This is a genomic window from Brevibacillus sp. (assembly GCF_003521185.1).
In the GTDB taxonomy this organism is placed as follows: Bacteria; Bacillota; Bacilli; order Brevibacillales; family Brevibacillaceae; genus Brevibacillus; species Brevibacillus parabrevis.
Window position 1 is genome coordinate 25,574 of record NZ_DOTK01000031.1, and the last position, 23,385, is coordinate 48,958.

A 23,385-nucleotide genomic window follows, 5' to 3' on the forward strand; every position below is an offset into this window, starting at 1 on the left:
GCAGTCTGGCAGCCGGAATCAGCCGCCCTGAGGGTTCAGCGTATTGAAGTATTGGACGATCCCTTTGTACAAGCCGTCTGCGGCGAGATCCTGCTGTTTCTCCGAGCGCACGCGCAACTCCTCGTTGTAGTTGGACAGGAACCCGATCTCGGCCAGGATGGACGGAACGGAGTTTTCCCGCAGTACGAAGTAATCGCCAAAACGGGATTGCAAATCTTTGTAGCTCGTCGCTTTCACCAGTTCGTTTTGCACGAGGGACGCGAGCTTGCTGGAATTGCCTTGGTAGTAGAAAAAGACGATGGAGCCGTTGGTCGCCGTGTTTGGATGTGTATTGTGGTGAATGCTGACAAAAATATCCGCTTTGTTCATGATGGCGACATCCACGCGCTGCTGCAAGGTGAGCTTGCGGTCGTCGGCTCTCGTCATGATGACTTTGGCCCCGGAAGCCTCCAGCTTGTTTTTCAGCAGCAGGGCAACTTGCAGGTTGACGGTTTTTTCCAGCGTAGAAAAGCTTTTGCCGGTTGCGCCGTTGTCGTTGCCGCCGTGTCCTGCGTCGACGACGATCAGCTTTCCGGCGAGATCTTGGCTGCGAATTACGGCAGGCACGCCGCTTGCCGATACGAGCCACCCGGCAATATAGCCTGTCGAGCCATCGCTGAGCGTTACTTTGAACCAGTCGCCCTCTTTGGACACGACGCTGTATTTTTCCCCTGCCTGCACTTGGCGAATCAAACCGTGCTCGGCACCGGGACCTGAGCGAACGTTCGTATTCGGATTGATGACCGTGACATACGGCCCGCTTGGTGTCGGCACATTTGGTCCGGAGACACTGACCAGCCATCCGGCTACCCAGCCTGTCTGTCCGGCCGATGTCTGCACCCGATACCACTCGCCTTGCTTCTCCAGCACCTTCAGCTTGCTGCCGACAGGCAACGTAGCGAGAATCGCACTGGATGTATTGGACTGGCTGCGCAGGTTCAGCCCGTCCGTTTGCACGGTAGCTGTCTGTTCGGCAGGTGTGGCAGGCTGACTCGGCTGGCTTGCCGAGCCGGAATTGACATCGGTGTTTGGTCCGGGAGACGTGGTCGTGTCTTGCGCGGGCTTGTTGCTGTCCGTTGATATCCAGGCGTTGACGCCATCGTAAGGGAATTGAATCCAGCCGTTTTGCTGCGATAAAACCGTGATCGTCTCGCCAGCGTGAAGCTGCCCGATGGCAGGAGCGCTGGCATCCGGCGTAGGGTACACGTAGGGAGCGAACTCCAGTGTCAGGCTTGCTCCTTGAACGGCTGTCGGCTTCGGCGGGGTGACGGCACTCCCGGAATTGCCGGAGCCTCCTGGCTGTTGTGGTGCAGTAGTTCCGCTTCCCTGCGTGGAACCTGGCGACGCTGGGGATGAGCTGTCCTTGACCAGCCAGGCTGCCACCCAGCCTTTGCTTGTCCCATTTAGCTGAATCATGATCCAGTCGCCGTTTTTTTGCACGATCGGGTATTTGGTTCCCGGGTTGATCGTCGTCACAACCGGGTACGTTTGGCCCGGGCCGGAGCGGACGTTGAGATTGGTAGTCGTGCTCTCTGCCGTACTCGCCGGAGCTTGTGCAGGCTGCTGGTTTTGCGAGACGAGCCAGTTTGCCACCCAGCCGCTCTGACCATTATGCAGCTTGACTTGAATCCAGTCGTTTTTGGTAGAGATGACAGGCAGCACGGTCTTGTTTGGCAGCGTGGTGACGACAGCGTCCTGAAGGCTCGGCCCGGAGCGGACATTGAGCTTGTCCACGCTGACCTGAACAGAACCGGCGGCCCAGGCAGTTGAAACGGGGAGGGAGATGGCGCAAGCGATAGCCAGGAGCGACCCCAGGATTTTTTGACGTAACAGCACGTTTTTGACATCCTTTCCAGATAAAATGCGAGGGAGGCGAAGCGTCGATTCTTTCATGTTTTTGCCAACACAATCACTTCGCGCCAGTTTCTCGTTTTTCCTGCAAGAAGCGACAAAGCTTTTGCCAGGTGCCGCTGGTTGCAATTTGTTGCAAAAGGCCATACTAGAACAGATAGAGCCACAAAAACGCAGGAGGAATTGCAGTGAGGCAGTCAAACAAGGAAACGTTTGCGCAAGGCTTGAATCGACAATTTTTTTCCGTCGACTTTCATGACGATTTGGCGAAAGAATCGTCACGGCAAAATGTAGAAATGTCCCAAGATTTTTATGTCAATATGCGAGACTTGCCGCAATCACACCCGAAAAGGAAGTAATCGCCTGAGATGCCGCCCATCCGCTCTGTTGACCGCGATTGTGCCTGTCAGCTATGATGGAGTGTGGCATTTTAAATAAGCAGGTGAGCACATATGATTCAAATAAAATGCGAGGGACACGCGTTTGAACGCGAACTCTCCTTAATTCTTGCGCTGTTTTACGAAGACCCTGCGTTAGCTTTTGTCTCGGAGTGGGATGGCGCTGCCGATATGCAAATCAGGCTCGCGCTTGCCACTGACAGCTCGGGTGTAGTGGCGTCGGGAGAACTGGATGACAAAACTACTCGACTCAGCCGCCAGGTCAGGCGGGAGTACGTTTCCCGCGATGAAAAGGCGATGCGCAAAACAGCGAAGCAGGCATTGTGCTACACGCTGTTGCTCATGCTGGAACAATATACGGGAATCGAACAAGGCTGGGGAATCTTGACGGGAATCCGTCCGACCAAACTGCTCCATCAGCTGAACGTGGCAGGTGTCGAGAAAGCAGAGGCGCACAAGCGGCTGCAACAGGATGTCATTTTGCGTCCGTACAAACTGGAGCTGCTCCAGGAGATCGTCGACAAGCAGCTTCACGTCGTGCCTGATCTGTACCAGATCGACCGCGAGCTGTCGGTGTACATCGGCATCCCTTTCTGTCCGACGAAGTGCGCCTACTGTACGTTTCCTGCCTACGCGATCCGCAGTCATACGGCTTCGGTCAATCCGTTTCTCGAAGGACTGCATTACGAGATCGAAAAGATGGGCGAGTGGCTGACGAGAAACGACCAGCGAATTACTTCGATCTACTTCGGGGGAGGAACGCCGACGAGCATTACCGCCGATGATATGAACCAGCTGTTCGAGACGATGCACCGCAGCTTCCCGCACATGGACGGCGTGCGCGAGTTGACTGTCGAAGCGGGCAGGCCGGATACGATTACGGCAGAAAAGCTCGATGTGATGAAACGGTGGGAAGTCGACCGGATCAGCATCAATCCCCAATCGTTTACACAAGAGACGCTCAAAGCAATCGGGCGGCACCATACCGTGGAGGAGACGATCGAGAAGTACCATCTCGCCATGGAAATGGGCCTGACCAATATCAACATGGACTTGATTATCGGGCTGCCGAACGAGGGCGTAGCCGAGCTGGCGCACAGTCTGGAAGAAGTGGAAAAGCTGATGCCTGCGTCGCTTACCGTGCACACGCTCTCCTTCAAGAGAGCTTCGGAAATGACCCAGAACAAGGAGCGTTACAAGGTAGCCAGTCGCGACGAAATCGGCAAAATGATGGAAATGGCGTCTGCCTGGACGAAAGCAAACGGCTACGATCCGTATTATTTGTATCGCCAAAAAAACATTTTGGGTAACCTGGAGAATGTCGGCTATGCGAAACCGGGGCAGGAAAGCATCTACAACATCATGATCATGGAAGAAGTGCAGACGATTCTCGGCCTTGGCTGCGGGGCGGTTTCCAAGCTGATGGCGCCGGGCAGCGGCAAGCTGAAGCGTTTTCCGAATCCGAAGGACCCGAAAACCTACAACGACACGTACAAAACATTGGTGGAAAACAAGCTGCACGATCTGGATGAAGTCTACGCAGGGGCAACGACTACGTAAAAAAGCAGCGCAGGTGCAGGCTGAACGCGCGGCAAACCATAGTAAAAAAAGTTTTATGGAGCGCCTGTTGACGCCTGCTGGCTGGTTTGCTATGATTCACATTAAGCTTTTGGATACAATCAGATCTGATGACGGGAACAAGTACCCAACGAACCGGATAACCAGAGAGAAAGCGCCGTGGCTGAGAGTGCTTTCGTATCACGACTTGGTGAATGACATCCCTGAAGACCGCAGTGAACGAGCGAGGAGCAATCCTCTCCCTTCAGTAACTGGCAGGCGTGCGCCGGCGTTAACGGCTTAATCAAGTGGGATGGCCTTTGATACACAAGGCTGTTCAAACAGGGTGGCACCACGGGAGTATAACCAGTCTCTCGTCCCTGACATGTGGCGAATTGCTAAATGTCAGGAGGCGAGGGGCTTTTTTATTTGGCTAAATAGAAAAGGTCCTTTGATCCTGGAGGTTTGGCGTAGCCCAAGTTTTTCAAAAGACATGGAGGTTCGAGAGGAATGACGAGAATCCAGATTCCCCGCGGTACGCAGGATATCATGCCAGGTACCGTAGAGTTGTGGCACTACGTAGAGGCAAAAGCCCGCGATTTGTGCCGCCGCTTTAACTACGCGGAGATTCGCACGCCGCTGTTCGAGAGCACGGAGTTGTTCCAGCGAGGCGTTGGCGAGACGACGGACATCGTGGAAAAGGAAATGTACAGCGTAGCAAATCCGCGCAGCAACGACGCGCTCACGCTGCGTCCGGAAGGGACGGCTGGCGTCGTACGCTCTTACGTGGAAAACAAGCTGTACGGATCGCCCAACCAGCCTACCAAGCTGTACTATCTGGGGCCGATGTTCCGCCACGAGCGCCCGCAAGCAGGACGCTACCGCCAATTCGTTCAATTCGGGGCAGAAGCGATCGGTTCGAGCGACCCGGCGATTGATGCAGAAGTGATCGGCCTCGCCATTCGCCTGTATCAGGAGCTTGGCCTGACAGGGCTGTCTGTCGAGCTGAACAGCGTCGGCACCGTAGAAGACCGCGCTCGCCACCGCGAGCATTTGCTGGCGCATCTGAACGGCGTACGCTCCGAGCTGTGCGAGGATTGCCAATCCCGGATTGATCGCAATCCGCTGCGCGTGCTCGATTGCAAAAACGAAAAATGCAAAACATTGACCAAAGACGCACCTTCCATTCTGGATTACTTGAGCGAAGCATCGGCAGCTCACTTCGAAGCAGTGAAAGGCTACCTGACTGCTCTCGACATTCCGTACCATGTCAATCCGCGTCTGGTTCGTGGATTGGACTACTACACGCTGACGGCTTTCGAGATCAAAATGGCGGAAATCGGCGCGGTGGAAACGCTTTGCGGCGGCGGACGCTACAACGGTCTGGTTGCAGAGCTGGGCGGCGACGATATGCCAGGCATCGGTTTCGCACTGAGCATCGAGCGCTTGCTGCTCGCTCTGGAGAAACAAGGGGTGCAGTTGCCGATTAGCGGCGGTATTGACTGCTTCGTCGTCGTACAGACACCGGAAGCCAAACAAGGCGCCTTTATTCTCGTCGACCAACTGCGTCAAGCAGGCGTGGCTGCCGAACTGGACTACCTCGACCGGAAAATGAAAGCGCAGCTGAAACAGGCTGATCGCCTCTCGGCCCGCTTTACGGCCATCATCGGAGAATCCGAGCTGGCAAACGGTACCGTCGTTCTGAAAGAAATGGCAACAGGCGAACAGCAGGAACTGAAACAGGCTGATTTCGTAGCTGCGCTTGCCGCAAAAGTACAAGGCAACAACTAACAAAACAAAGCAAAAGTGGGGGAAATCATCATGTCTTGGCAATATCGCACCGTACACTGCGGTGAAGTGACAACTGCACACGTAGGACAGGAAATCGTATTGAACGGCTGGGTACAAAAGCGCCGCGACCTCGGCGGAGTTATTTTCATCGACTTCCGCGACCGTACGGGAATCGTGCAGATCGTATTCAACCCGGAGCACAACAAAGCGGCTTGGGAAGCGGCTGACAAAGTGCGCAGCGAGTACGTTCTGGTCGTAAAAGGAACAGTAGTCAACCGCGCGCCTGAAGCAATCAATCCGAAGCTGAAAACAGGCGAAGTCGAAGTTCATATTTCCGACATTCAAATCTTGAACGACGCGAAAACGCCTCCGTTCCAAATCGAAGACGACATCGAAGTAGATGAGCAAGTTCGCCTGAAATACCGCTATCTCGACCTGCGCCGTCCGGAAATGCAACGTTCCCTGTTCCTGCGCAGCAAAGCGGCGAAAGCATTCCGCGACTTCCTGGACGAGAACGGCTTCCTGGAAGTGGAGACACCGATTTTGAACAAGAGCACGCCAGAGGGCGCCCGCGATTACCTCGTGCCGTCCCGTGTGCATCCAGGCGAGTTTTACGCCCTGCCGCAATCCCCTCAGCTGTTCAAGCAGCTTTTGATGGTGTCCGGTCTGGAGCGCTACTACCAGATCGCCCGCTGCTTCCGCGACGAAGACTTGCGCGCTGACCGCCAGCCTGAGTTTACCCAGGTGGACATCGAGACGTCGTTCTTGTCGATGGACGAAATTTTGCCGATGATGGAAAAAATGGTCGCTCACGTGTTCAAGCAAACGATCGGCGTGGATGTCGTGACGCCATTCCCTCGTCTGACTTACGCGGAAGCGATGGGACGCTACGGCTCTGACAAACCGGACGTGCGCTTCGGCATGGAGCTGACAGATGTATCCGACCTCGTAGTCAACAGCGACTTTAAAGTGTTCGCTTCTGTCGTATCTGGCGGCGGTCAAGTAAAAGGGATCAATGCAAAAGGCTGCGGTCACTACTCCCGCAAAGAAGCAGACGACCTGGGCAAATTCGCTTCCCGCTACGGAGCAAAAGGCTTGGCTTGGATGGGCTTCAAAGATGGCGAAGTAAAAGGACCGATTGCCAAGTTCTTTAAAGAAGAAGAAATTACCGAGCTGAAAAAGCGCCTCCAAGCAGAAGAAGGCGACCTGCTTCTGTTCGTAGCCGACAAGCCGAAAGTGGTTGCAGACGCATTGGGAGCACTGCGCTCCAAGCTGGGCGCGGAGCTTGGCCTGATCGACCACAGCAAGTTCGCATTCCTCTGGGTTGTAGACTTCCCGCTGGTAGAGTGGGATGAGGATGCCAAACGTTACGTGGCCCTGCACCATCCGTTCACTCGTCCAAAAGACGAAGACCTGCACCTGTTCGACACCGATCCGGGCCAAATCCGTGCGCAAGCGTACGACATGGTGCTCAACGGCTACGAGCTGGGCGGCGGTTCCATGCGGATTTTCAAACGCGACGTGCAAGAAAAAATGTTCAAGGCGCTCGGCTTCACACTGGAAGAAGCGCATGAGCAATTCGGCTTCCTCCTCGATGCATTCGAGTACGGTACACCTCCACACGGCGGAATCGCCCTCGGTCTGGACCGTCTGATCATGCTCCTGGCTGGCCGTACCAACCTGCGTGAAGTGATCGCGTTCCCGAAAACGGCAAGTGCGAGCGACCTGATGGTCAACGCGCCGGATGTAGTAGCTCCGAAACAACTGCAAGAGCTGTCGATTGCAACAATCGTGACAGCAGAAGAAAAGGTAGAAGCGTAATCGACTTGCGCAACTGCATTGCTGTTTGATACATTGGTAATACTATCTACAAAGCCCTGCGATGTTCGTGACATCCGATAGTTTTGAGCCACAAAGTTTGTTCAGGGAGTTTTTCGTCCGCAATTGTAAAGGCATGCCTCCGTCGAGTGGACGTCTGTAACAGTTGGGCAAGACACCCACCTGCGATTAGCAGGTTCAAAACTAAGGAGCTACACGGCATAATGGGGCTCCTTTTTTCTTTGTGATTCCTACTTTTCCGATTGACAATTATCTTACTTGCGAATGAAAGGTGAAACGAACGATGCTTCATCAATTTTCCCGTTGTGAATTGGCCTTCGGTCCCGAAGGTTTGGAAAAAATGAAAAATAGCTGCGTCGCGGTTCTCGGAGTCGGCGGTGTCGGTTCCTTTACAGTGGAAGCGCTGGCGCGTACAGGTGTAGGCAAGCTTGTGCTGGTGGACAAGGACGCCGTTGACATCACGAACATTAATCGGCAAATTCATGCGACACTGAACACGATTGGACAAAAAAAGGCAGAACTGATGAAGGAGCGCATCGCTTCGATCAATCCCGAGTGCGAAGTCGTGACGCTCAACATGTTTTACAACGAGGAGACATATGAGCAGCTGTTTGCCCATGAACTCGACTATATCGTAGACGCCATGGATACGATGTCTGCCAAGCTGCATCTGATCCAGGAAGCCAAACGCCGCAACATCCCGGTTATCTCCAGCATGGGCGCTGCCAACAAAATGGACCCGACCCGGTTTGAAGTAGCGGATATTTCCCAGACGAGCTACGATCCGATCGCCAAGGTCATTCGCCGCGAGCTGCGCAAAAAAGGCATCTACAAAGGCGTCAAGGTCGTCTATTCAAGAGAGATTCCTGTAAACGTGCGCACAGATGTGCGTGAGAAAATCGTTTCCAACCCGGATTCACCGATTAGCAAAGTGCGGCAGCCTCCAGCGAGCAACGCGTTTGTTCCGTCCGTAGCGGGCCTGATTTTGGCCAGCGTCGTCGTGCGTGACTTGCTGGACTGGCAGCCGATAAAAGGATAGGGTAGCATGAACGATCTGTTTTCGTTTGCTTATGAAGAAGAGGGCGGCAGCAAGCAAAAGCCGCTCGCTGCACGCATGCGTCCAAAGACGATCCAGGAAGTGATCGGCCAATCCCACATTCTCGCGCCAGGCAAGCTCCTGCGCCGGGCGATTGAAGCCGATCAAGTATCGTCGCTCATTTTTTACGGGCCGCCCGGGACGGGAAAAACGACCTTGGCAAAAGTGATTGCCCGGACGACCCGCACGCATTTTTCCGAGTTGAACGCCGTAACGGCAGGAGTGGCGGACATTCGCAAAGTCGTTGAGGCGGCCAAGGAAAGACTCGTGATGGACAACCAGCGCACGACTTTGTTCGTCGATGAGATTCATCGCTTCAACAAGTCCCAGCAAGATGCGCTGCTTCCTTATGTAGAGGAAGGCACGATCATTTTGATCGGGGCGACGACGGAGAATCCTTTTTTCGAGGTCAATCCGGCGCTCTTGTCGCGTTCGCAAGTGTTTTCGCTCCAGTCGCTTTCGCACGAGGAATTGCAGCAGGTCATGGATCGCGCGCTCGCAGATGAAGAGAACGGATTGGCGGAACTGTCTGTCAACGTGACGAAGGAAGCGGCGGAGCATTTGATCCAGTACGCAGAAGGAGACGCCAGACGTTTGCTGAACGCCTTGGAGCTGGCTGTGATGACGACGCCGCCCGGAGCGGACGGGAGAGTGACCGTAACGCTCGATGTAGCGGTCGAGTCGATCCAGCGCCGCGCCGTGCGCTATGACAAAAGCGGCGACAACCACTACGACACGATTTCCGCTTTTATCAAGTCGATACGCGGTTCCGATCCGGATGCTGCGCTATACTGGCTGGCGAGGATGATCGATGCCGGAGAAGACCCGCGGTTTATTTCGCGCCGACTGGTCATCTCGGCTTCCGAGGATATTGGAAATGCCGATCCGCAGGCGATCTCGGTTGCGGTAGCCTGCTTCCAAGCGGTAGAATTGGTGGGGATGCCTGAAGGACGAATCCCGCTGGCGCAAGCGACGACGTATTTGGCTACAGCTCCGAAAAGCAATGCCGCATACAACGGGATCAACTCTGCGCTGGACCGAATTCGCACCGACGGCCACAAGCAGGTTCCTATCCACTTGCGAGACTCGGCTTACAAGGGCGCAGCCAAGCTGGGACACGGTCAGGGATATCTGTATCCGCACGACTATCCGTACGGTTATGTGCCCCAACAGTATCTGCCTGACGGTGTACATTATTCGTTTTACCAGCCAAAGGACTTTGGCTATGAGCGTCATATCCGGCGTTTTCAGGAAGAGAGACAAAAGCTGGATAACCGTGGATTGCCGAAGAAAAACTCCCCCGAATAAAGGGGGAGGGTGAAGTTAGGTGCGGACGTCTCCGCCGGGTTTGTTCGGCAAGTCACCGTTTTCGTTCGGCTGTTTGCTCTGTTCGCTCGCCCCGTAGCGGGCTTTGTGGGCAATGGTGCCCGCAGGCTGTTCGTACAACGTGTCGGACGGGTGGTTGCGTCCTCGTTCTGAGCGTTTGTTTGTCGCCATTTTGCTTTCACCCCCTAAGATGCTAGTGTGTCCCAGGACGCTCAAGTCATGTAAGCTAAGGGAGTGGGTAAACCCAAGAATAAGAGGAGAGTTGCTACGTGAAGATTTCTACGAAAGGACGCTACGGACTGACGATCATGATGGAACTGGCCAACCGTGTTGGAGAAGGGCCGACTTCCTTGCGCAGCATTGCCCAGAAGCACGACCTGTCCGAGCATTATTTGGAGCAGTTGATCGCGCCTTTGCGCAACGCAGGATTGGTGAAAAGTATTCGCGGAGCTTACGGCGGCTACGTGCTGGCGAAACAGCCGGACGAAATATCCGCAGGCGACGTCATCCGCGTACTGGAAGGACCGATCAGTCCGGTCGAGTTTGCAGAAGAAGAAGATCCGGCCAAACGCCATCTGTGGCTGCGCATTCGCGACAGCATCTCTGCGGTGCTGGAAGCGACTTCGCTTCAGGATTTGATCAGCTTCGAAGACGACGGGCATTCCGATAACTATATGTTTTACATTTAAGCAACAGCTACCAAGCTAGTAGAAGGTGACACAGTGTCTGACATGTTGTATTTTGACCACGCTGCCACGACTCCGGTACATCCGCGAGTGCTGGAAGCGATGACTCCGTATTTGACGCAAGTATTCGGCAACCCGTCCAGTGTCCACGGTGCCGGTCGCGAGGCGCGCAAAGCATTGGAGCAAGCGCGGGATGCGATTGCCAGCTTCATGGGTGCCGAAGCGCAATCGCTCATTTTTACGAGCGGCGGCACGGAAGCGGACAATATGGCGATTATCGGCGGGGCGATGGCCCAGCGCGAACGCGGCCGCCATGTCATTACGACGCAAATCGAGCATCATGCCGTCCTGCACGCTTGCGAGTATTTGGAGCAGGCAGGGTTTGACGTCACGTATTTGCCCGTAGATGAGACAGGCTCTGTCCGCATGGAAGACTTGCAGCAGGCTGTTCGTCCCGATACGGTGCTTGTGTCGATCATGTACGGCAACAACGAAGTGGGAACGATTCAACCCATCGTAGAGATCGGGAACTTCCTCCGGGAAAAAGGCATTATTTTTCATACAGACGCCGTTCAGGCATTTGGCGTGCTGCCGTTTCAAGTGAGCGAGTTGCCTGTGGACATGCTGTCCGTGTCCGCGCATAAAATCAACGGGCCAAAAGGCGTTGGCGCCCTGTACCTCGGACGCAAGATTCCGGTGTCTCCGATTTTGTACGGCGGCTCCCAAGAGCGCAAGCGCCGGGCGGGAACGGAGAATTTGGCGGGAATCGTCGGCTTTGCAGAAGCGACGAAGGTTGCCGCAGAGGAGAGGGCGGACCGGGTAGCCAAATACGAGCAGATGAAGGCAGTCATGCTCGCGGTTTGGCAAGAGGCGAACATCGCTTACCATGTAAACGGTCATCCCGAGCATGTGCTCCCGCATATTTTGAATGTCAGCTTCCCTGGCGTTCACACCGAGACGATGCTGATGAACCTCGACTTGGTTGGCATCGCAGCTGCGAGTGGCTCTGCCTGCACGTCCGGGTCGCTGGAACTGTCGCATGTACTCGTGGCGATGAAGCTTGCCGATGAGATTGCCCGATCCGCCATCCGCTTCAGCTTTGGCATTACCAACACGGTAGAAGAAGCAAAACAGGCAGCGCAGGCTGTGGCGCAAATCGTGAGCCGTCTCGCCCGAAGCAAATAGCCTTCAACGACAAACGAACCGCTTGGGTTATGTCCCTGAGCGGTTTTTTCCTGTCCAAAAAATGGTTGCCTGCCGGATTCCAACGGCTTTTCGCAAACATACGCTACTACTGACGTCGGTTGAAAAAGGTGAGAGTATGTTCACGGACAAAGCATCTGAGGCAAAAGCGAAAAAAATCGAAGCAGAGAAGGCGACCAGACTTTGTGCGGAGCCAGAGCTGGAAAAGCAAGAAAGGCAGCAAAAGCAAACGCATCTGAAAGCGGACTGTCATTACTTTTGTGCGATCGCGGATGGGACAAAGCGGGTCTACACCGACGAGGACGCCTGGTTGCCGTACACGACCAGCGGGATTCTTGATCCAGACTGCGTTTCGTTGGTGAACTTGTTTATCAACGGGATGATCCAGCCTCCTGTCCTCTATGAAGTAGCCAAAGGCAGACTGCGGCTGCTGACAAAAGAGCCTCTAGGCAAAGATGTGAGCATCGTCCTGCAATTCATTGCCATTGCCGCATCGTAGCGTTCGTTCGCGACGGAAAATAAGGCGGATGATTACGTCACTTGTCCAACACTTCTTCGCAGCTTGCTCAATAAAATAGAGTAGCAACGAAAAGGAGGACGGATGATGGCGCTTGAGATACTGAAGATCGTGGTCACAGCTACGACGACAACGAATGCGGTTCCGACCGTGACGCGCTTTTTTCGCAGAACATTGGCTCTTGTCGTCGGACCGGCGACGTTGACCATAAATGTAGGGGACTTTCAAACGGATGCGGGTACAACGGCTACCTCTCTCCCGACCCTTCCGGCAAACAATAGCTACTATAACGTCTACATTAACGGGATCATGCAAATGGGCGGGCTTACCACTTATACTCCGGGTGGATCGGGAGTAGGGAAGCTGGACATTACCGTGCCGTCGGGGCAAACGATCGCACTCAGTACCGTCATTGTACTGGAAATTGTCAGCTATGCTCCTACGTCGTCGACAACAGTGAGCTGACGGCGCAGCGTACCACAGCACACATGGAAAATGAGGGAATAAAAGGAAAAACTACAGATAACAGTTCGGTGCAGATTGCAAGCAAAAAAAGCAATCTGCTTTTGTTTTTCGCTCCAAATTTTCTAATTGTGTGGCAATTGTGGTTAATAGTGGATAACAATGTTAGAATGATTCCGTAGAACCAGGCCGGAAGAACGAAAGCGCTTTCGTCCAGCAAAAGGAGAGGAATTATTCATGATTGCCAGACGTATCTCGATTCGCTACAAACTGGTGCTTACCATTCTCTTCCTGACCATGCTTCCATTGATGGTAGTCGGGTACATCCAGTTTGAAAACGCACGGAATGCGGTTTACAGACTGACCGTTTCCGATTTGCAATACATAACCCAAATGAAGGCCCGGGAGCTGGTTCCCTACACGCAGGACACAACGATCAGCGACAGCAATAGACAAAAAATTGACGAGATCATTCGCGAGGTGGCAGAGAGCTACTATAAGCCGAATGGCATGGTTGGCTATGCCTATATCGCGGATGCCAGCGGAGTCCCGATCTTCCACCCGGACCCGAACGTGCAAAACAAATCGCTCGCGGGCGAAGCGTTCATGCAAGAGATGCTGGCGAAAAAGAGCGGCTGGCTGGAGTATGAGTTCCAGGGAGCTACGAAGTTGACCGTGTACGAAGAGTTGCCGAACGGCTGGATTCTCGCGATTGGCAGCTACCAGAACGATTTGCTGGCGACGATCGAGAGCAGCCGTCCGATGATGTTCCTTTTGAACCTGATTAGTGCAATCGTGGCTCTGGCTACCGGAATTTTTATCGTCAGCAGGCTGGTTCGTCCGCTGAAAGAGCTGGTCGCAGCGATGAAAATGGCCGAGACGGGAGATTTGACCAAGCGTGCGAAAATCCGTTCGGGGGACGAGCTTGGCGAGCTGTCAGCTATGTACAACGAGATGATGGAAGTGTTTTGTAAAATGCTGAGTGAAGTGCAGCGTGTCTCCCAGCAGGTTGCGGCGGCATCCGAGGAGTTGACAGCGAGTGCAGCAGAGAGTGCCAGGGCTGCCGAGCAAATCTCGCTTGCTTCAACCGAGATCGCCATGGGCTCGGAGCAGCAGAAACAGACCGTATCGGATACCACTCGATCTTTGTCGCACATCGGCGGCGATATCCAAGAAATCGCCTCTTCCACGGAGCGGGTCAATGCGGATGCGACGCAGGCGTTCCTTTTGGCGCAAGATGGCGAAGGCAAGCTGAAAGAACTTGTTCAGGAAATGGATCAGATCACAAATCATGCGAGGAACACAGAGCAAGTCATCCGGGAACTGGGAATGCAATCGGAAAAAATTATTGGAATTATTACGATCATCCGGCAAATTTCTGATCAAACCAATCTGCTTGCGCTGAATGCAGCGATTGAAGCTGCCCGCGCAGGTGAACAAGGAAAAAGCTTTGCAGTCGTTGCGCAAGAGGTACGCAAGCTGGCAGAACAGTCAGGACATGCGGCAGAAGAAATTGCTTCGCTGATCCATGCGATTCATACCGATATTTTGGATGCGGTGCACGCGATGGGAACGACAACCGAAGCCGTCCAGGAAGGCAGAGGGGGAGTAGCCATCGCCGGAGAAAGCTTCCAGCAAATTTTGGTGGCCGTCCAGGATGTCAGTCAGCAAGTGTACCGGATGAACGAGGCGGCCCAAGGGATTCATCGCGATACGGTCAAACTGGTTGCGCACTCGGATAAAATTGCGGAGCTGGCTGACACGGCGGCACGAGATACGCAAGAGGTAGCGGCAGCGTCCGAACAACAGACCGCGACGACGCAAGAGATGACGGCGGCTGCGGAAACATTGGCGCAAATGGCTGAACAGTTGTCAGACCAAGTAAAACGCTTTACAATTTAAAACGTATGACTGCGAGAAAAATCCACTTTCCCTGTTAAAGTGGATTTTTCTGTTCGTGCCACTTTGAACGTGCTTGGAGCAAGCAAGAGAGGAGAAGGTGAGATGGAAGAACAACAATCAATCTCCCTGTTTGCGGAAAACTATATTCGCGGATTTATTTCACAAGAAATTTTTTACAATGAAGAAACATGGTACGGAGTTATTCGTCTAAAGATAGAGGAGACTACTGAAGCGATCAAAGAATCAGAAGTCATTATTGTCGGCAACTTCCCTCGTCCTCATCCGGATGAGCTATACACCTTCTACGGCGAGTGGAAAACGCATGCTCGCTTCGGGCAGCAGTACGTGGCGAAGCGATACGAGCGAGAGACGCCGAAGACATTGTCGGGCGTGGAGCGGTATTTGGCCAGTGGACTGTTTCAGGGCATCGGGAAAAAAATGGCCAAACGAATCGTGGAACATCTCGGCGTAGATGCCTTGGCGATTATCGCCGATTATCCGGAGCGGCTCGCAGAAATTCAAGGGATTTCCGAATCGCGCGCCAAAATCATTTACGAGTCTGTGCTGGAGCATCGTTCGCTGGAGAGCGCGATGGTATTTTTGTACGACTTCGGGATTGGCGTGAACATGGCGTTGCGAATTTACCAGACGTACAAGCTGGAGACGATGACTGTGCTCAAGGAAGAACCGTACCGGCTGATCGAAGATATCGTCGGGATCGGCTTCAAGCGGGCGGACGATATCGCGCGTGCTACCGGGATAGCCGCATCTTCGGAAGAGCGCGTCAAGGCAGCGGCGCTGTTTGTGCTCCAGGAAGCGTCTTATTCGGAAGGCCATGTTTATTTGCCGATCGAAGAGCTTTGCGAAAGAACATTGGCACTGCTTTTGGAATGCGGCGGACATCTGTTTGTCGCAGAAGACATTACCCGTGCGGTCGAGGACATGTTTGTCGCGAGCAAAATTGCCTGGGAAGACGAGCGCGTGTACTTGCCCTCCTTGTTTTTTGCCGAGCTTGGGTTGGCAAAAAGGCTGCGTCATTTCGCGCAGCGGGACTCATTCGGCTCGTTTCCTACCTCTGAATTTTACCGTGCGCTGGGAGCCGTAGAGGATGAACTGGGTATCACGTACGCCCAGACGCAGCGAGACGCGATCGAGCAGGCGATTACATCCGGGCTGATGCTTTTGACGGGGGGACCGGGAACGGGGAAAACAACGGTAATTCGCGGGATTTGCCGCGTCTTTTCGCAGCTGCACGGCCTGTCACTCGACCTGAAAAAATACAACGAAGAAAATCCTTTTCCGATCTTGCTCGTTGCGCCAACCGGACGGGCTGCCAAGCGGATGACGGAGACGACTGGCTTGCCAGCCATGACGATTCATCGCCTGCTCGGCTACAAAGGGGAGAGCTTCGAGCACGACGCCGAGCATCCGATTCGCGGCAGGCTGTTGATTGTGGACGAAATGTCGATGGTCGATATTTGGCTGGCGAACCAGTTGTTCCGTGCCGTACCGGATGAGATGCAAATTATTATGGTCGGCGATCCCGACCAGCTGCCGTCCGTCGGCCCGGGAAACGTCCTGCTCGATATGATCCGCTCCGGCTTGTTGCCGCTGGCCCAGCTTACGGAGATTTATCGGCAGGCGGAGGAGTCGACGATTATCCGGCTCGCCCACGATGTGCGCAAAGGCAACGTCCCGGCAGATTTGCTCGATACGACACCGGATCGGCGATTTTTCACAAGTTCGCCACAAGAAGTTCCGGAAGCAGTGAAACAAATTTGCTCTGGAGCCGTAAAAAAAGGATATACGGCAAAAGATGTACAGGTTTTGGCACCTATTTATAAAGGAAATGCCGGGGTGAACCGGCTGAATGAAGAGTTGCAGGAGCTGTTTAATCCAAAGACGCCGCAAAAACGGGAAGTGACCTTCGGGGACACGACGTTTCGCACTGGCGACAAAGTCCTGCAACTGGTGAATAATGCTGAGGAACAGGTGTTCAACGGCGATATGGGTGAAATTGTTGCGATTTTTTTCCCGAATGAGAACGCAGAAAACCAGGAAATGCTGGTCGCTGCCTTCGACAATCGGGAAGTGGTGTACAAGCGTTCCGATTACCATCAGTTGACGCTTGCCTACTGCTGTTCCGTACACAAATCACAGGGGAGCGAATTTCCGATCGTAGTCATGCCGTTTGTCAGAAGCTATTACCGGATGCTGCGGCGCAAGCTCGTTTATACGGGCATTACCCGGAGCAAGTCTTTCCTCATTATGTGCGGGGAGCCAGATGCTTTTCGCGCAGCCGTGGAAACGGACGAGGAAGGCGTGCGGTACAGCTTTTTGGAAGAACGGCTCAAGCAGGATTGAAAGCTGGAACCATTTGCGCCGAATGGACATGTCCGTTTCGCCCGATACTAAAGGAGCGGAAGGGGGATGTCCCACATGCGCAAGGCAATGGATGCAGTCGGTTTGCCAGTAGTTTGCCTCCAGACGGGAGAGACGCTCGGCACCGTTCGTGACATTCTTTGCGACTCCACTTGGCATGTACGAGGAGTCTTGCTGAGCGAACAGGGTTGGTTCCATTCTGGCACCTACATTCCTACCGAACAGATTCATGCGGTAGGGGAATCCTGCCTTACCGTATCGGGTAAAAACGCAATCACGCCCTTGCCTCATCTCGCCGGATTTGAGCCTGTCGGCATCGTGACGGGAAAATCAAAGCTAAAAGGAAAAGCGGTCATTACCGCTTCCGGAGAACTCCTTGGCAGGCTGGAAGATGTTTACTTTTCATCGAACTGGGAGAAACTTGTAGGGTACGAACTGTCCAATGGCTGGTTTGCGGACGTGACAGAAGGTCGCAAGCGTTTGTCTGCCCCAGCTTCCGTCATCATCGGGGAAGAAAACCTGATCGTGCCGGACTTTGTTCGTATCCAGGCGTGATAAGGGAGGAAAAGCGTGATGCGTGTCATTTGCCCGAACTGCAGTTCCAAAGACGTAGGGAAGATTGGAACCAATCAATACTACTGCTGGAATTGCTTTATAGAAATGAGCGTTTCCAACGAGCAGATTGCTTCTGTCTACCAGGTGGAAGAAGACGGTTCTTTGCATTCGCTCAACGATCTGTTTATTGAAGATCAAACTGTCTCTGCTCAACTGAACATGTAGCAACTGCTTACGCAGGAAAAACAACTGGAGGTGGCACGCTTGTTTACACGAAGCCTTTTGCGCGTCCTTGCCACAAGCGGAATTGTGGCTGTCATTGGCTATTTGATGGCTCCGCGCCGCCGCAGTCGGTTTTCACTGAATTGGAATCAGCTGCCGTTTTCCATGCGTGATGTGACGCGCATGCTGAAGACAGGGCGCAAGCTGATGCGCGCCGTAACCCGTTAACGGGGGATGACGCTCACAGGAACGTTCATAAGCACCTGAACATAGTATGAGTTCGGGTGCTTTTTTTTGTGCAGAAAAAAGCTCCGTCGCACGGATGGCGACGGAGCCTACGTTTATTTGTCAGTTTTGTTCGGCGAGTCGTTTTTGCTGCTGGCTTTTCATGCGTCCAATCAGCAGGACGCCGACGACAGCGGCAACGATGAACACCCATTTGACCCACGGATAAGCGGTAAAGAACGGGGCCAAAAACTTCTCGCTCGTTACCATGCTTGCAGCCGTGTAAGCGAGGACGCCCGCACCGACGTAAATCACGACAGGGAAACGCTCCATGAATTTCAAAATCATCGTGCTTCCCCAGACCATGATCGGAACGCTAATGATCAGTCCGATGATCACCAGAAGAAAGTCGCCATGTGCGGCACCGGCAACAGCGATAACGTTGTCCAGACCCATTACGGTATCCGCTACGATAATCGTCCAGATCGCTGCGCCAAGACTTCCGCTTGCCTTCATATTCTCGTGACCGTCATCGGAGACGAGCAGTTTGAGGGCGATCCACAACAGAATCAAGCCACCTACGAGCAGCAAGCCCGGAATTTTCAGCAGCCACACTACTGCAAGTGTTGCCAAAGCCCGGATAATAATCGCGCCCACCGTTCCCCAGATGATCGCTTTTTTCTGCTGATGGGCTGGAAGGTTGCGTGCAGCCATCCCGATGACAATCGCGTTGTCTCCGGCCAAGACCAGGTCGATGACGATGATCGCAAGCAGCGCCGACCAAAATTCAGGTTGTAACAATAGTTCCATGTTCAATTCCTCCTCCTCTTCCTGTTTGGAAAAATGAGTCATCCACCGGGCCGTTTTCTAGATACCTCCCATATTGTATGTAAAGGGGCACAAAAGAAAACGACCTTTCCCTGGACAGGCGAAGGTCGTTTGAAAACAGAAAAAGACCTTTTACCTGTTAGGCAAAGGTCTTGCTTACAACATTAGAAAAATGTTGCCAACATAGCCGGGGATTTCTCCCGTAATGACGACTATGTTGCGAAAAAGCTACTCCCCTTTGGAGATATCCTCTTGTAACTCCATACTACTATCGATGCTTGGAAGGTGTCAATAGGTTACATGAATTTTGTACGAAGAACACACCCTAATGGAAATGGAGAGGAGGTGTCCTTCGTGGATGAATTGCGGCGTAGCCGCCTTTTTGCGGCTGCTCTCTGGTTGATTGCGCTGCTCGTCATCGGCAATCTGCTGTGGATGCTCCGTTCGGTCCTCGGGCAGTTGTTCGCCCTTTTGGAGGAAGTGCTGATTCCCATTATATTGGGTCTGGTCATTGCGTATTTGCTTCATCCGGTCGTGCAGCTGCTGGAAAAGCGCAGAGTCCCGCGGCTGATGGCCGTTCTGCTGATTTACGCTTCCTTTGTACTGGTGATTACGATTGCGGTCATCAACGCGATTCCCGTCTTTACCAATCAACTCGTGGAGCTGTCCGATGACTTGCCGCGGCTGATGGACTGGTACTACACGTGGATGAGCGAATGGGAGGCGCACAAATACTTTTTGCCAGACAGTATCTCCCACGGGGTGGATCGGGTGATTATCCAGTCGCAGGAAGGGATGTCCCACTCCGTGACCAAGTTCGTCAACAATGCCCGCCAGTCGCTGGGCAAGCTGTTTGCCTTTGCGATCGTCCCGTTTATTGCCTTCTATTTTTTAAAAGACATGAAGGAACTGCACGAAACAGGCATGTCCATCGTTCCGAAGCCGTACCGCAAACAAGTGCTGGTCGTCCTGCGGGACATTAATGAATCGCTCGGGAATTACATACACGGCCAGATGATCGTTGCGTTGGTCGTCGGGGTGCTGGCTTATCTCGGCTACTGGCTGATCGGCATGCCGTATCCGTTCGTGCTCGCCGCTGTGGTATGTTTGACGAACATCATTCCTTACATCGGGCCATTGATCGGGGCGGCGCCTGCGATTGTCGTCGCGCTGACGATTTCGACCAAAATGCTGTTGTTCGTGATCGCCGTCAATCTCGTCATTCAAGTGCTGGAAGGCAACATCCTGTCGCCGAACATCGTGGGGCGCTCCTTGCAGTTGCATCCGCTGACGATTATCGTGGCCTTGCTTGTCGGGGAGACGATCGGAGGGATTATCGGGCTGATCGTGGCTGTGCCCGTACTCGCCGTTTGCAAAGTTGTCATCAGCCGAATCGCTGTGATGATGCATGAAAGTTGACATGGGTCAGGAAAAAAATTTATAATACGAACAGATGAGTACAGGCTTGATCAATGAGGGAACGAGTACGCTGCAAACCTTCTACAGAGAGGGCGCTTCACGGTTGAGAGGGCGCTCAGAAGAAGTGCAACGGAAGGCTACTCCTAAGACCGGGCAAAAACCGGCGGGTTGGGACCGTTAGATGCCCATAAAGCGACAGGCTGTCGCGCCGTTTGGCGTGCAAGAGAGCCTGTAAGCAGGGTGGTACCGCGAGAAAAACAGTTCTCGTCCCTGAGGGGATGGGAGCTTTTTTATTTATTTTCAGAATAGAGGAGAATGCAGATGAAGAAGCTGACAGGCAATCAAATTCGCCAGATGTTCCTTGACTTTTTTGTGGAAAAAGGACATCGCATTGAGCCGAGTGCTCCCCTGGTGCCAATCGACGATCCTTCCTTACTGTGGATCAACAGTGGTGTAGCGACGCTCAAAAAGTATTTTGACGGACGCATCATCCCGGACAATCCGCGCATCACCAATTCGCAAAAGTCAATCCGTACCAACGATATTGAAAACGTTGGCCGGACGGCTCGCCACCATACCTTCTTCGAGATGCTGGGCAACTTCTCCATCGGGGAGTATTTTAAAGAAGAGGCGATCGAGTGGGCGTGGGAGTTTTTGACCAGCCCGAAATGGATCGGCTTCGATCCAGAGCTGCTTTCCGTCACAATCCACCCGGAAGACGAGGAAGCGTTTGAGCTGTGGAACAAAAAAATCGGAGTTCCCGAGGAGCGCATCGTTCGTCTGGAAGGCAACTTCTGGGATATCGGTGAAGGTCCGAGCGGCCCGAACACGGAGATTTTCTACGATCGCGGCGAAGCGTTTGGCAACGATCCAAGCGACCCGGAACTGTACCCGGGCGGCGAGAACGAGCGTTATCTGGAAGTGTGGAACCTGGTGTTCTCCCAGTTTAACCACAACCCGGATGGCACCTACACGCCACTGCCCAAGAAAAACATTGATACTGGCATGGGGCTGGAGCGGATGGCGTCCATTATCCAAGGTGTCGACAACAACTTTGAAACAGACCTGTTGTTCCCGCTGATTGAGCAAACGAGCGCGATTTCGGGTGTGAAATACAAGACAAGCCCTGAGCTTGACGTAGCGCTGAAAGTGATCGCTGACCACGCGCGTACGGTTGTGTTTGCCATCGGGGATGGAGCGCTTCCTTCCAATGAAGGCCGCGGCTATGTCATCCGCCGTCTGCTGCGCCGTGCTGTGCGGATGGGCAAAAAGCTGGGTGTGGAAAAACCGTTCCTGTACAGCCTGACAGAAACAGTCGGCACCATGATGGGCGAATTCTACCCAGAGGTTGTAGAAAAACGCGCGTTTATTGAAAAAGTCATCCGTGCCGAGGAAGAGCGCTTCCACGAAACATTGAACGATGGCTTGGCTATTTTGTCCGACATGGTGAAGGCAGCAAAAGAAAGCGGCCAAACCCAACTGTCCGGACAAGACGTATTCAAAATGTACGACACGTACGGATTCCCGGTTGACTTGACAGAAGACTTCGCGAACGAGCAAGGCTTGAGCGTAGATCGCGACGGTTTCGACAAGGCGATGGAGGAACAACGCGAGCGTGCCCGCGCTGCCCGTCAAGACGTGGACAGCATGCAAATCCAGGGAGGTCCATTGTCCGAATTGACGGTTACAAGCCAGTTTGTTGGTTATACTGAATTGGTAGCAACAGGAAAAGTCGAAGCGATCATTTTCGACAACCAATTGGCTGAAGAAGCGGAAGAAGGCCAGACTGTGCAAGTGATTCTGGACCAGACGCCATTTTATGCAGAGAGCGGCGGTCAGATCAACGATGAAGGATATTTGGTGTCCGACTCCGTCAAAGCTCGCGTGACAGATGTGCAAAAAGGTCCAATGGGCCAAAACGTGCACTCGGTCATCGTCGAAGCAGGAACGCTGCGCAAAGGCGATACAGTCCGCGCGGAAGTAAACCGCGAAGCGCGCCTGGCGATTACGAAAAACCATACAGCTACCCACTTGCTGCACCAAGCGCTGAAAGACGTGCTGGGCACGCATGTCAACCAGGCAGGTTCTTTGGTAGCACCGGAGCGTCTGCGCTTTGACTTCACTCACATCAGTGCGATCACAGCAGAAGAGCTGGAGCGCATCGAGGCTATCGTCAATGAAAAAGTGTGGGAGAACCTGACTGTCGAAATCTCCAACAAAGCTTTGGCAGAAGCAAAAGCGATGGGCGCGATGGCGTTGTTCGGCGAGAAGTACGGCGATGTCGTGCGCGTTGTCAAAGTCGGCGACTACAGCCTCGAGCTTTGCGGCGGATGCCATGTCAATAACACAGCGGAAATCGGACTGTTCAAGCTGGTCAGCGAAAGCGGCATCGGCGCAGGGACACGCCGGATTGAAGCGGTGACAGGACGCGGGGCTTACCAGTTCCTGAACCAGCAGTTCACGACGCTCAAAGAAGTGGCTCACGCACTGAAAGCACCTGTACTGGCAGAAGCGCCTGCACGTGTGGAAGGCTTGCAGCAGCAGCTGAAAGAAGTGCAGCGTGAAAACGAATCGTTGCGCGCGAAACTGGGCAACATCGAAGCGGCATCACTGACCGATCAGCTGAAGCAGGTAGACGGCATGAACGTGCTCGCTGCACGCGTATCCGCTTCTGACATGGACAACCTGCGCGGCATGGTAGACGAGCTGAAGAACAAGCTTGGCTCTGCTGTCATCGTGCTTGGCTCTGTTGATGGCGAGAAAGTCAACCTGGTAGCAGGTGTCACCAAAGATTTGATGGATCAAGGCGTTCACGCCGGAAAAATTATCAAGGAAGTGGCTACTCGTTGCGGCGGTGGTGGCGGCGGTCGTCCTGACATGGCGCAAGCGGGCGGAAAAGATCCTTCCAAGCTGCAAGAAGCATTGGATGCGGTAGTGGAGCTTGTCAAAAGCCAGGCAGTAGCGAAATAACGAAAATCCCGCCAACAATTTTTGCAAAATCGACAAGGAGTAGGTTCCATCCGGGTCGAATAAAGTTATGGAAGCGAAAAGCCAATACAACCTTTAAGTCTTGAAGGAAATCGAGGT

At 53.6% G+C, this 23,385-nt stretch carries 20 protein-coding genes and 1 other RNA gene; 18 read left to right on the forward strand and 3 right to left on the reverse strand.

Annotated elements, in window-relative coordinates; all coding sequences use genetic code 11:
* Window positions 1–18: 18 nt before the first annotated feature.
* Window positions 19–1,932 carry an SH3 domain-containing protein gene (locus DEP07_RS07510; RefSeq protein ID WP_429827580.1) on the reverse strand — a complete coding sequence of 638 codons (1,914 nt, stop codon included), beginning with the start codon at window positions 1,930–1,932 and terminating at the stop codon, window positions 19–21.
* A 146-nt stretch (window positions 1,933–2,078) separates the two neighbouring features.
* Here DEP07_RS07510 and DEP07_RS07515 point away from each other — a divergent pair, with 146 nt between their 5' ends.
* The 7 genes from DEP07_RS07515 (at window position 2,079) to DEP07_RS07545 (ending at window position 9,879) form a co-directional block, all read left to right on the forward strand.
* Window positions 2,079–2,249, forward strand: a complete 171-nt coding sequence (locus DEP07_RS07515; RefSeq protein WP_167470285.1) for a hypothetical protein — start codon at window positions 2,079–2,081, stop codon at window positions 2,247–2,249.
* Window positions 2,250–2,342: 93 nt separating this feature from the next.
* Window positions 2,343–3,848 (forward strand): coproporphyrinogen III oxidase, encoded by a 1,506-nt coding sequence (locus DEP07_RS07520; RefSeq protein WP_280648226.1) that lies wholly within the window; start codon window positions 2,343–2,345, stop codon window positions 3,846–3,848.
* A gap of 507 nt (window positions 3,849–4,355) precedes the next feature.
* Window positions 4,356–5,636, forward strand: a complete 1,281-nt coding sequence (gene hisS / locus DEP07_RS07525) for a histidine--tRNA ligase (RefSeq protein ID WP_173597460.1) — start codon at window positions 4,356–4,358, stop codon at window positions 5,634–5,636.
* Window positions 5,637–5,666: 30 nt separating this feature from the next.
* Window positions 5,667–7,457, forward strand: a complete 1,791-nt coding sequence (gene aspS / locus DEP07_RS07530; protein ID WP_287102317.1) for an aspartate--tRNA ligase — start codon at window positions 5,667–5,669, stop codon at window positions 7,455–7,457.
* A gap of 50 nt (window positions 7,458–7,507) precedes the next feature.
* A non-coding RNA gene (gene ssrS, locus DEP07_RS07535) (6S RNA) lies at window positions 7,508–7,689 on the forward strand.
* A gap of 69 nt (window positions 7,690–7,758) precedes the next feature.
* Window positions 7,759–8,514 carry a tRNA threonylcarbamoyladenosine dehydratase gene (locus tag DEP07_RS07540; protein ID WP_122964195.1) on the forward strand — a complete coding sequence of 252 codons (756 nt, stop codon included), beginning with the start codon at window positions 7,759–7,761 and terminating at the stop codon, window positions 8,512–8,514.
* Window positions 8,515–8,520: 6 nt separating this feature from the next.
* Complete coding sequence (locus tag DEP07_RS07545) at window positions 8,521–9,879, forward strand: AAA family ATPase (protein ID WP_122964194.1); 1,359 nt, start codon at window positions 8,521–8,523, stop codon at window positions 9,877–9,879.
* 15 nt (window positions 9,880–9,894) lie between these two features.
* Here DEP07_RS07545 and DEP07_RS07550 read toward each other — a convergent pair whose 3' ends face one another.
* Entirely contained in the window at window positions 9,895–10,068 is a 174-nt protein-coding gene (locus tag DEP07_RS07550) for a hypothetical protein (RefSeq protein WP_167470284.1), read from the reverse strand.
* Between the two features lie 98 nt (window positions 10,069–10,166).
* On the opposite strand from DEP07_RS07550, the gene cymR reads away from it, so the two are divergent.
* From cymR to DEP07_RS07595, 9 genes are all read left to right on the forward strand, one after another.
* Entirely contained in the window at window positions 10,167–10,586 is a 420-nt protein-coding gene (gene cymR, locus DEP07_RS07555) for a cysteine metabolism transcriptional regulator CymR (RefSeq protein ID WP_287102318.1), read from the forward strand.
* Between the two features lie 33 nt (window positions 10,587–10,619).
* Window positions 10,620–11,768 (forward strand): cysteine desulfurase family protein, encoded by a 1,149-nt coding sequence (locus DEP07_RS07560; RefSeq protein ID WP_287102319.1) that lies wholly within the window; start codon window positions 10,620–10,622, stop codon window positions 11,766–11,768.
* A gap of 136 nt (window positions 11,769–11,904) precedes the next feature.
* Window positions 11,905–12,285 carry a DUF4183 domain-containing protein gene (locus DEP07_RS07565; protein WP_173597458.1) on the forward strand — a complete coding sequence of 127 codons (381 nt, stop codon included), beginning with the start codon at window positions 11,905–11,907 and terminating at the stop codon, window positions 12,283–12,285.
* 105 nt (window positions 12,286–12,390) lie between these two features.
* Complete coding sequence (locus tag DEP07_RS07570; protein ID WP_122964191.1) at window positions 12,391–12,768, forward strand: DUF4183 domain-containing protein; 378 nt, start codon at window positions 12,391–12,393, stop codon at window positions 12,766–12,768.
* A gap of 234 nt (window positions 12,769–13,002) precedes the next feature.
* Window positions 13,003–14,667, forward strand: a complete 1,665-nt coding sequence (locus DEP07_RS07575; RefSeq protein WP_173597457.1) for a methyl-accepting chemotaxis protein — start codon at window positions 13,003–13,005, stop codon at window positions 14,665–14,667.
* A gap of 102 nt (window positions 14,668–14,769) precedes the next feature.
* The gene (gene recD2, locus DEP07_RS07580) at window positions 14,770–17,031 is read left to right on the forward strand and encodes an SF1B family DNA helicase RecD2 (protein WP_173598612.1); all 2,262 of its coding nucleotides are present in this window, start codon (window positions 14,770–14,772) and stop codon (window positions 17,029–17,031) included.
* 75 nt (window positions 17,032–17,106) lie between these two features.
* Window positions 17,107–17,604: a PRC-barrel domain-containing protein gene (locus DEP07_RS07585; protein ID WP_287102320.1), complete on the forward strand. Its 498-nt coding sequence runs from the start codon at window positions 17,107–17,109 to the stop codon at window positions 17,602–17,604.
* An 18-nt stretch (window positions 17,605–17,622) separates the two neighbouring features.
* Entirely contained in the window at window positions 17,623–17,829 is a 207-nt protein-coding gene (locus DEP07_RS07590) for a hypothetical protein (protein WP_005832479.1), read from the forward strand.
* Between the two features lie 30 nt (window positions 17,830–17,859).
* A complete protein-coding gene (locus tag DEP07_RS07595) occupies window positions 17,860–18,054 on the forward strand; it encodes a hypothetical protein (RefSeq protein WP_229049892.1) in 195 nt (64 codons plus the stop codon).
* Window positions 18,055–18,174: 120 nt separating this feature from the next.
* On the opposite strand, the gene DEP07_RS07600 is transcribed toward DEP07_RS07595, so the two are convergent.
* Complete coding sequence (locus DEP07_RS07600) at window positions 18,175–18,861, reverse strand: TerC family protein (RefSeq protein WP_122964299.1); 687 nt, start codon at window positions 18,859–18,861, stop codon at window positions 18,175–18,177.
* A 372-nt stretch (window positions 18,862–19,233) separates the two neighbouring features.
* Between DEP07_RS07600 and DEP07_RS07605 the strand changes: the two genes are divergently transcribed.
* Window positions 19,234–20,298: an AI-2E family transporter gene (locus DEP07_RS07605; protein ID WP_287102321.1), complete on the forward strand. Its 1,065-nt coding sequence runs from the start codon at window positions 19,234–19,236 to the stop codon at window positions 20,296–20,298.
* Window positions 20,299–20,619: 321 nt separating this feature from the next.
* Window positions 20,620–23,268 (forward strand): alanine--tRNA ligase, encoded by a 2,649-nt coding sequence (gene alaS, locus DEP07_RS07610; protein ID WP_173597454.1) that lies wholly within the window; start codon window positions 20,620–20,622, stop codon window positions 23,266–23,268.
* Window positions 23,269–23,385: the final 117 nt, after the last annotated feature.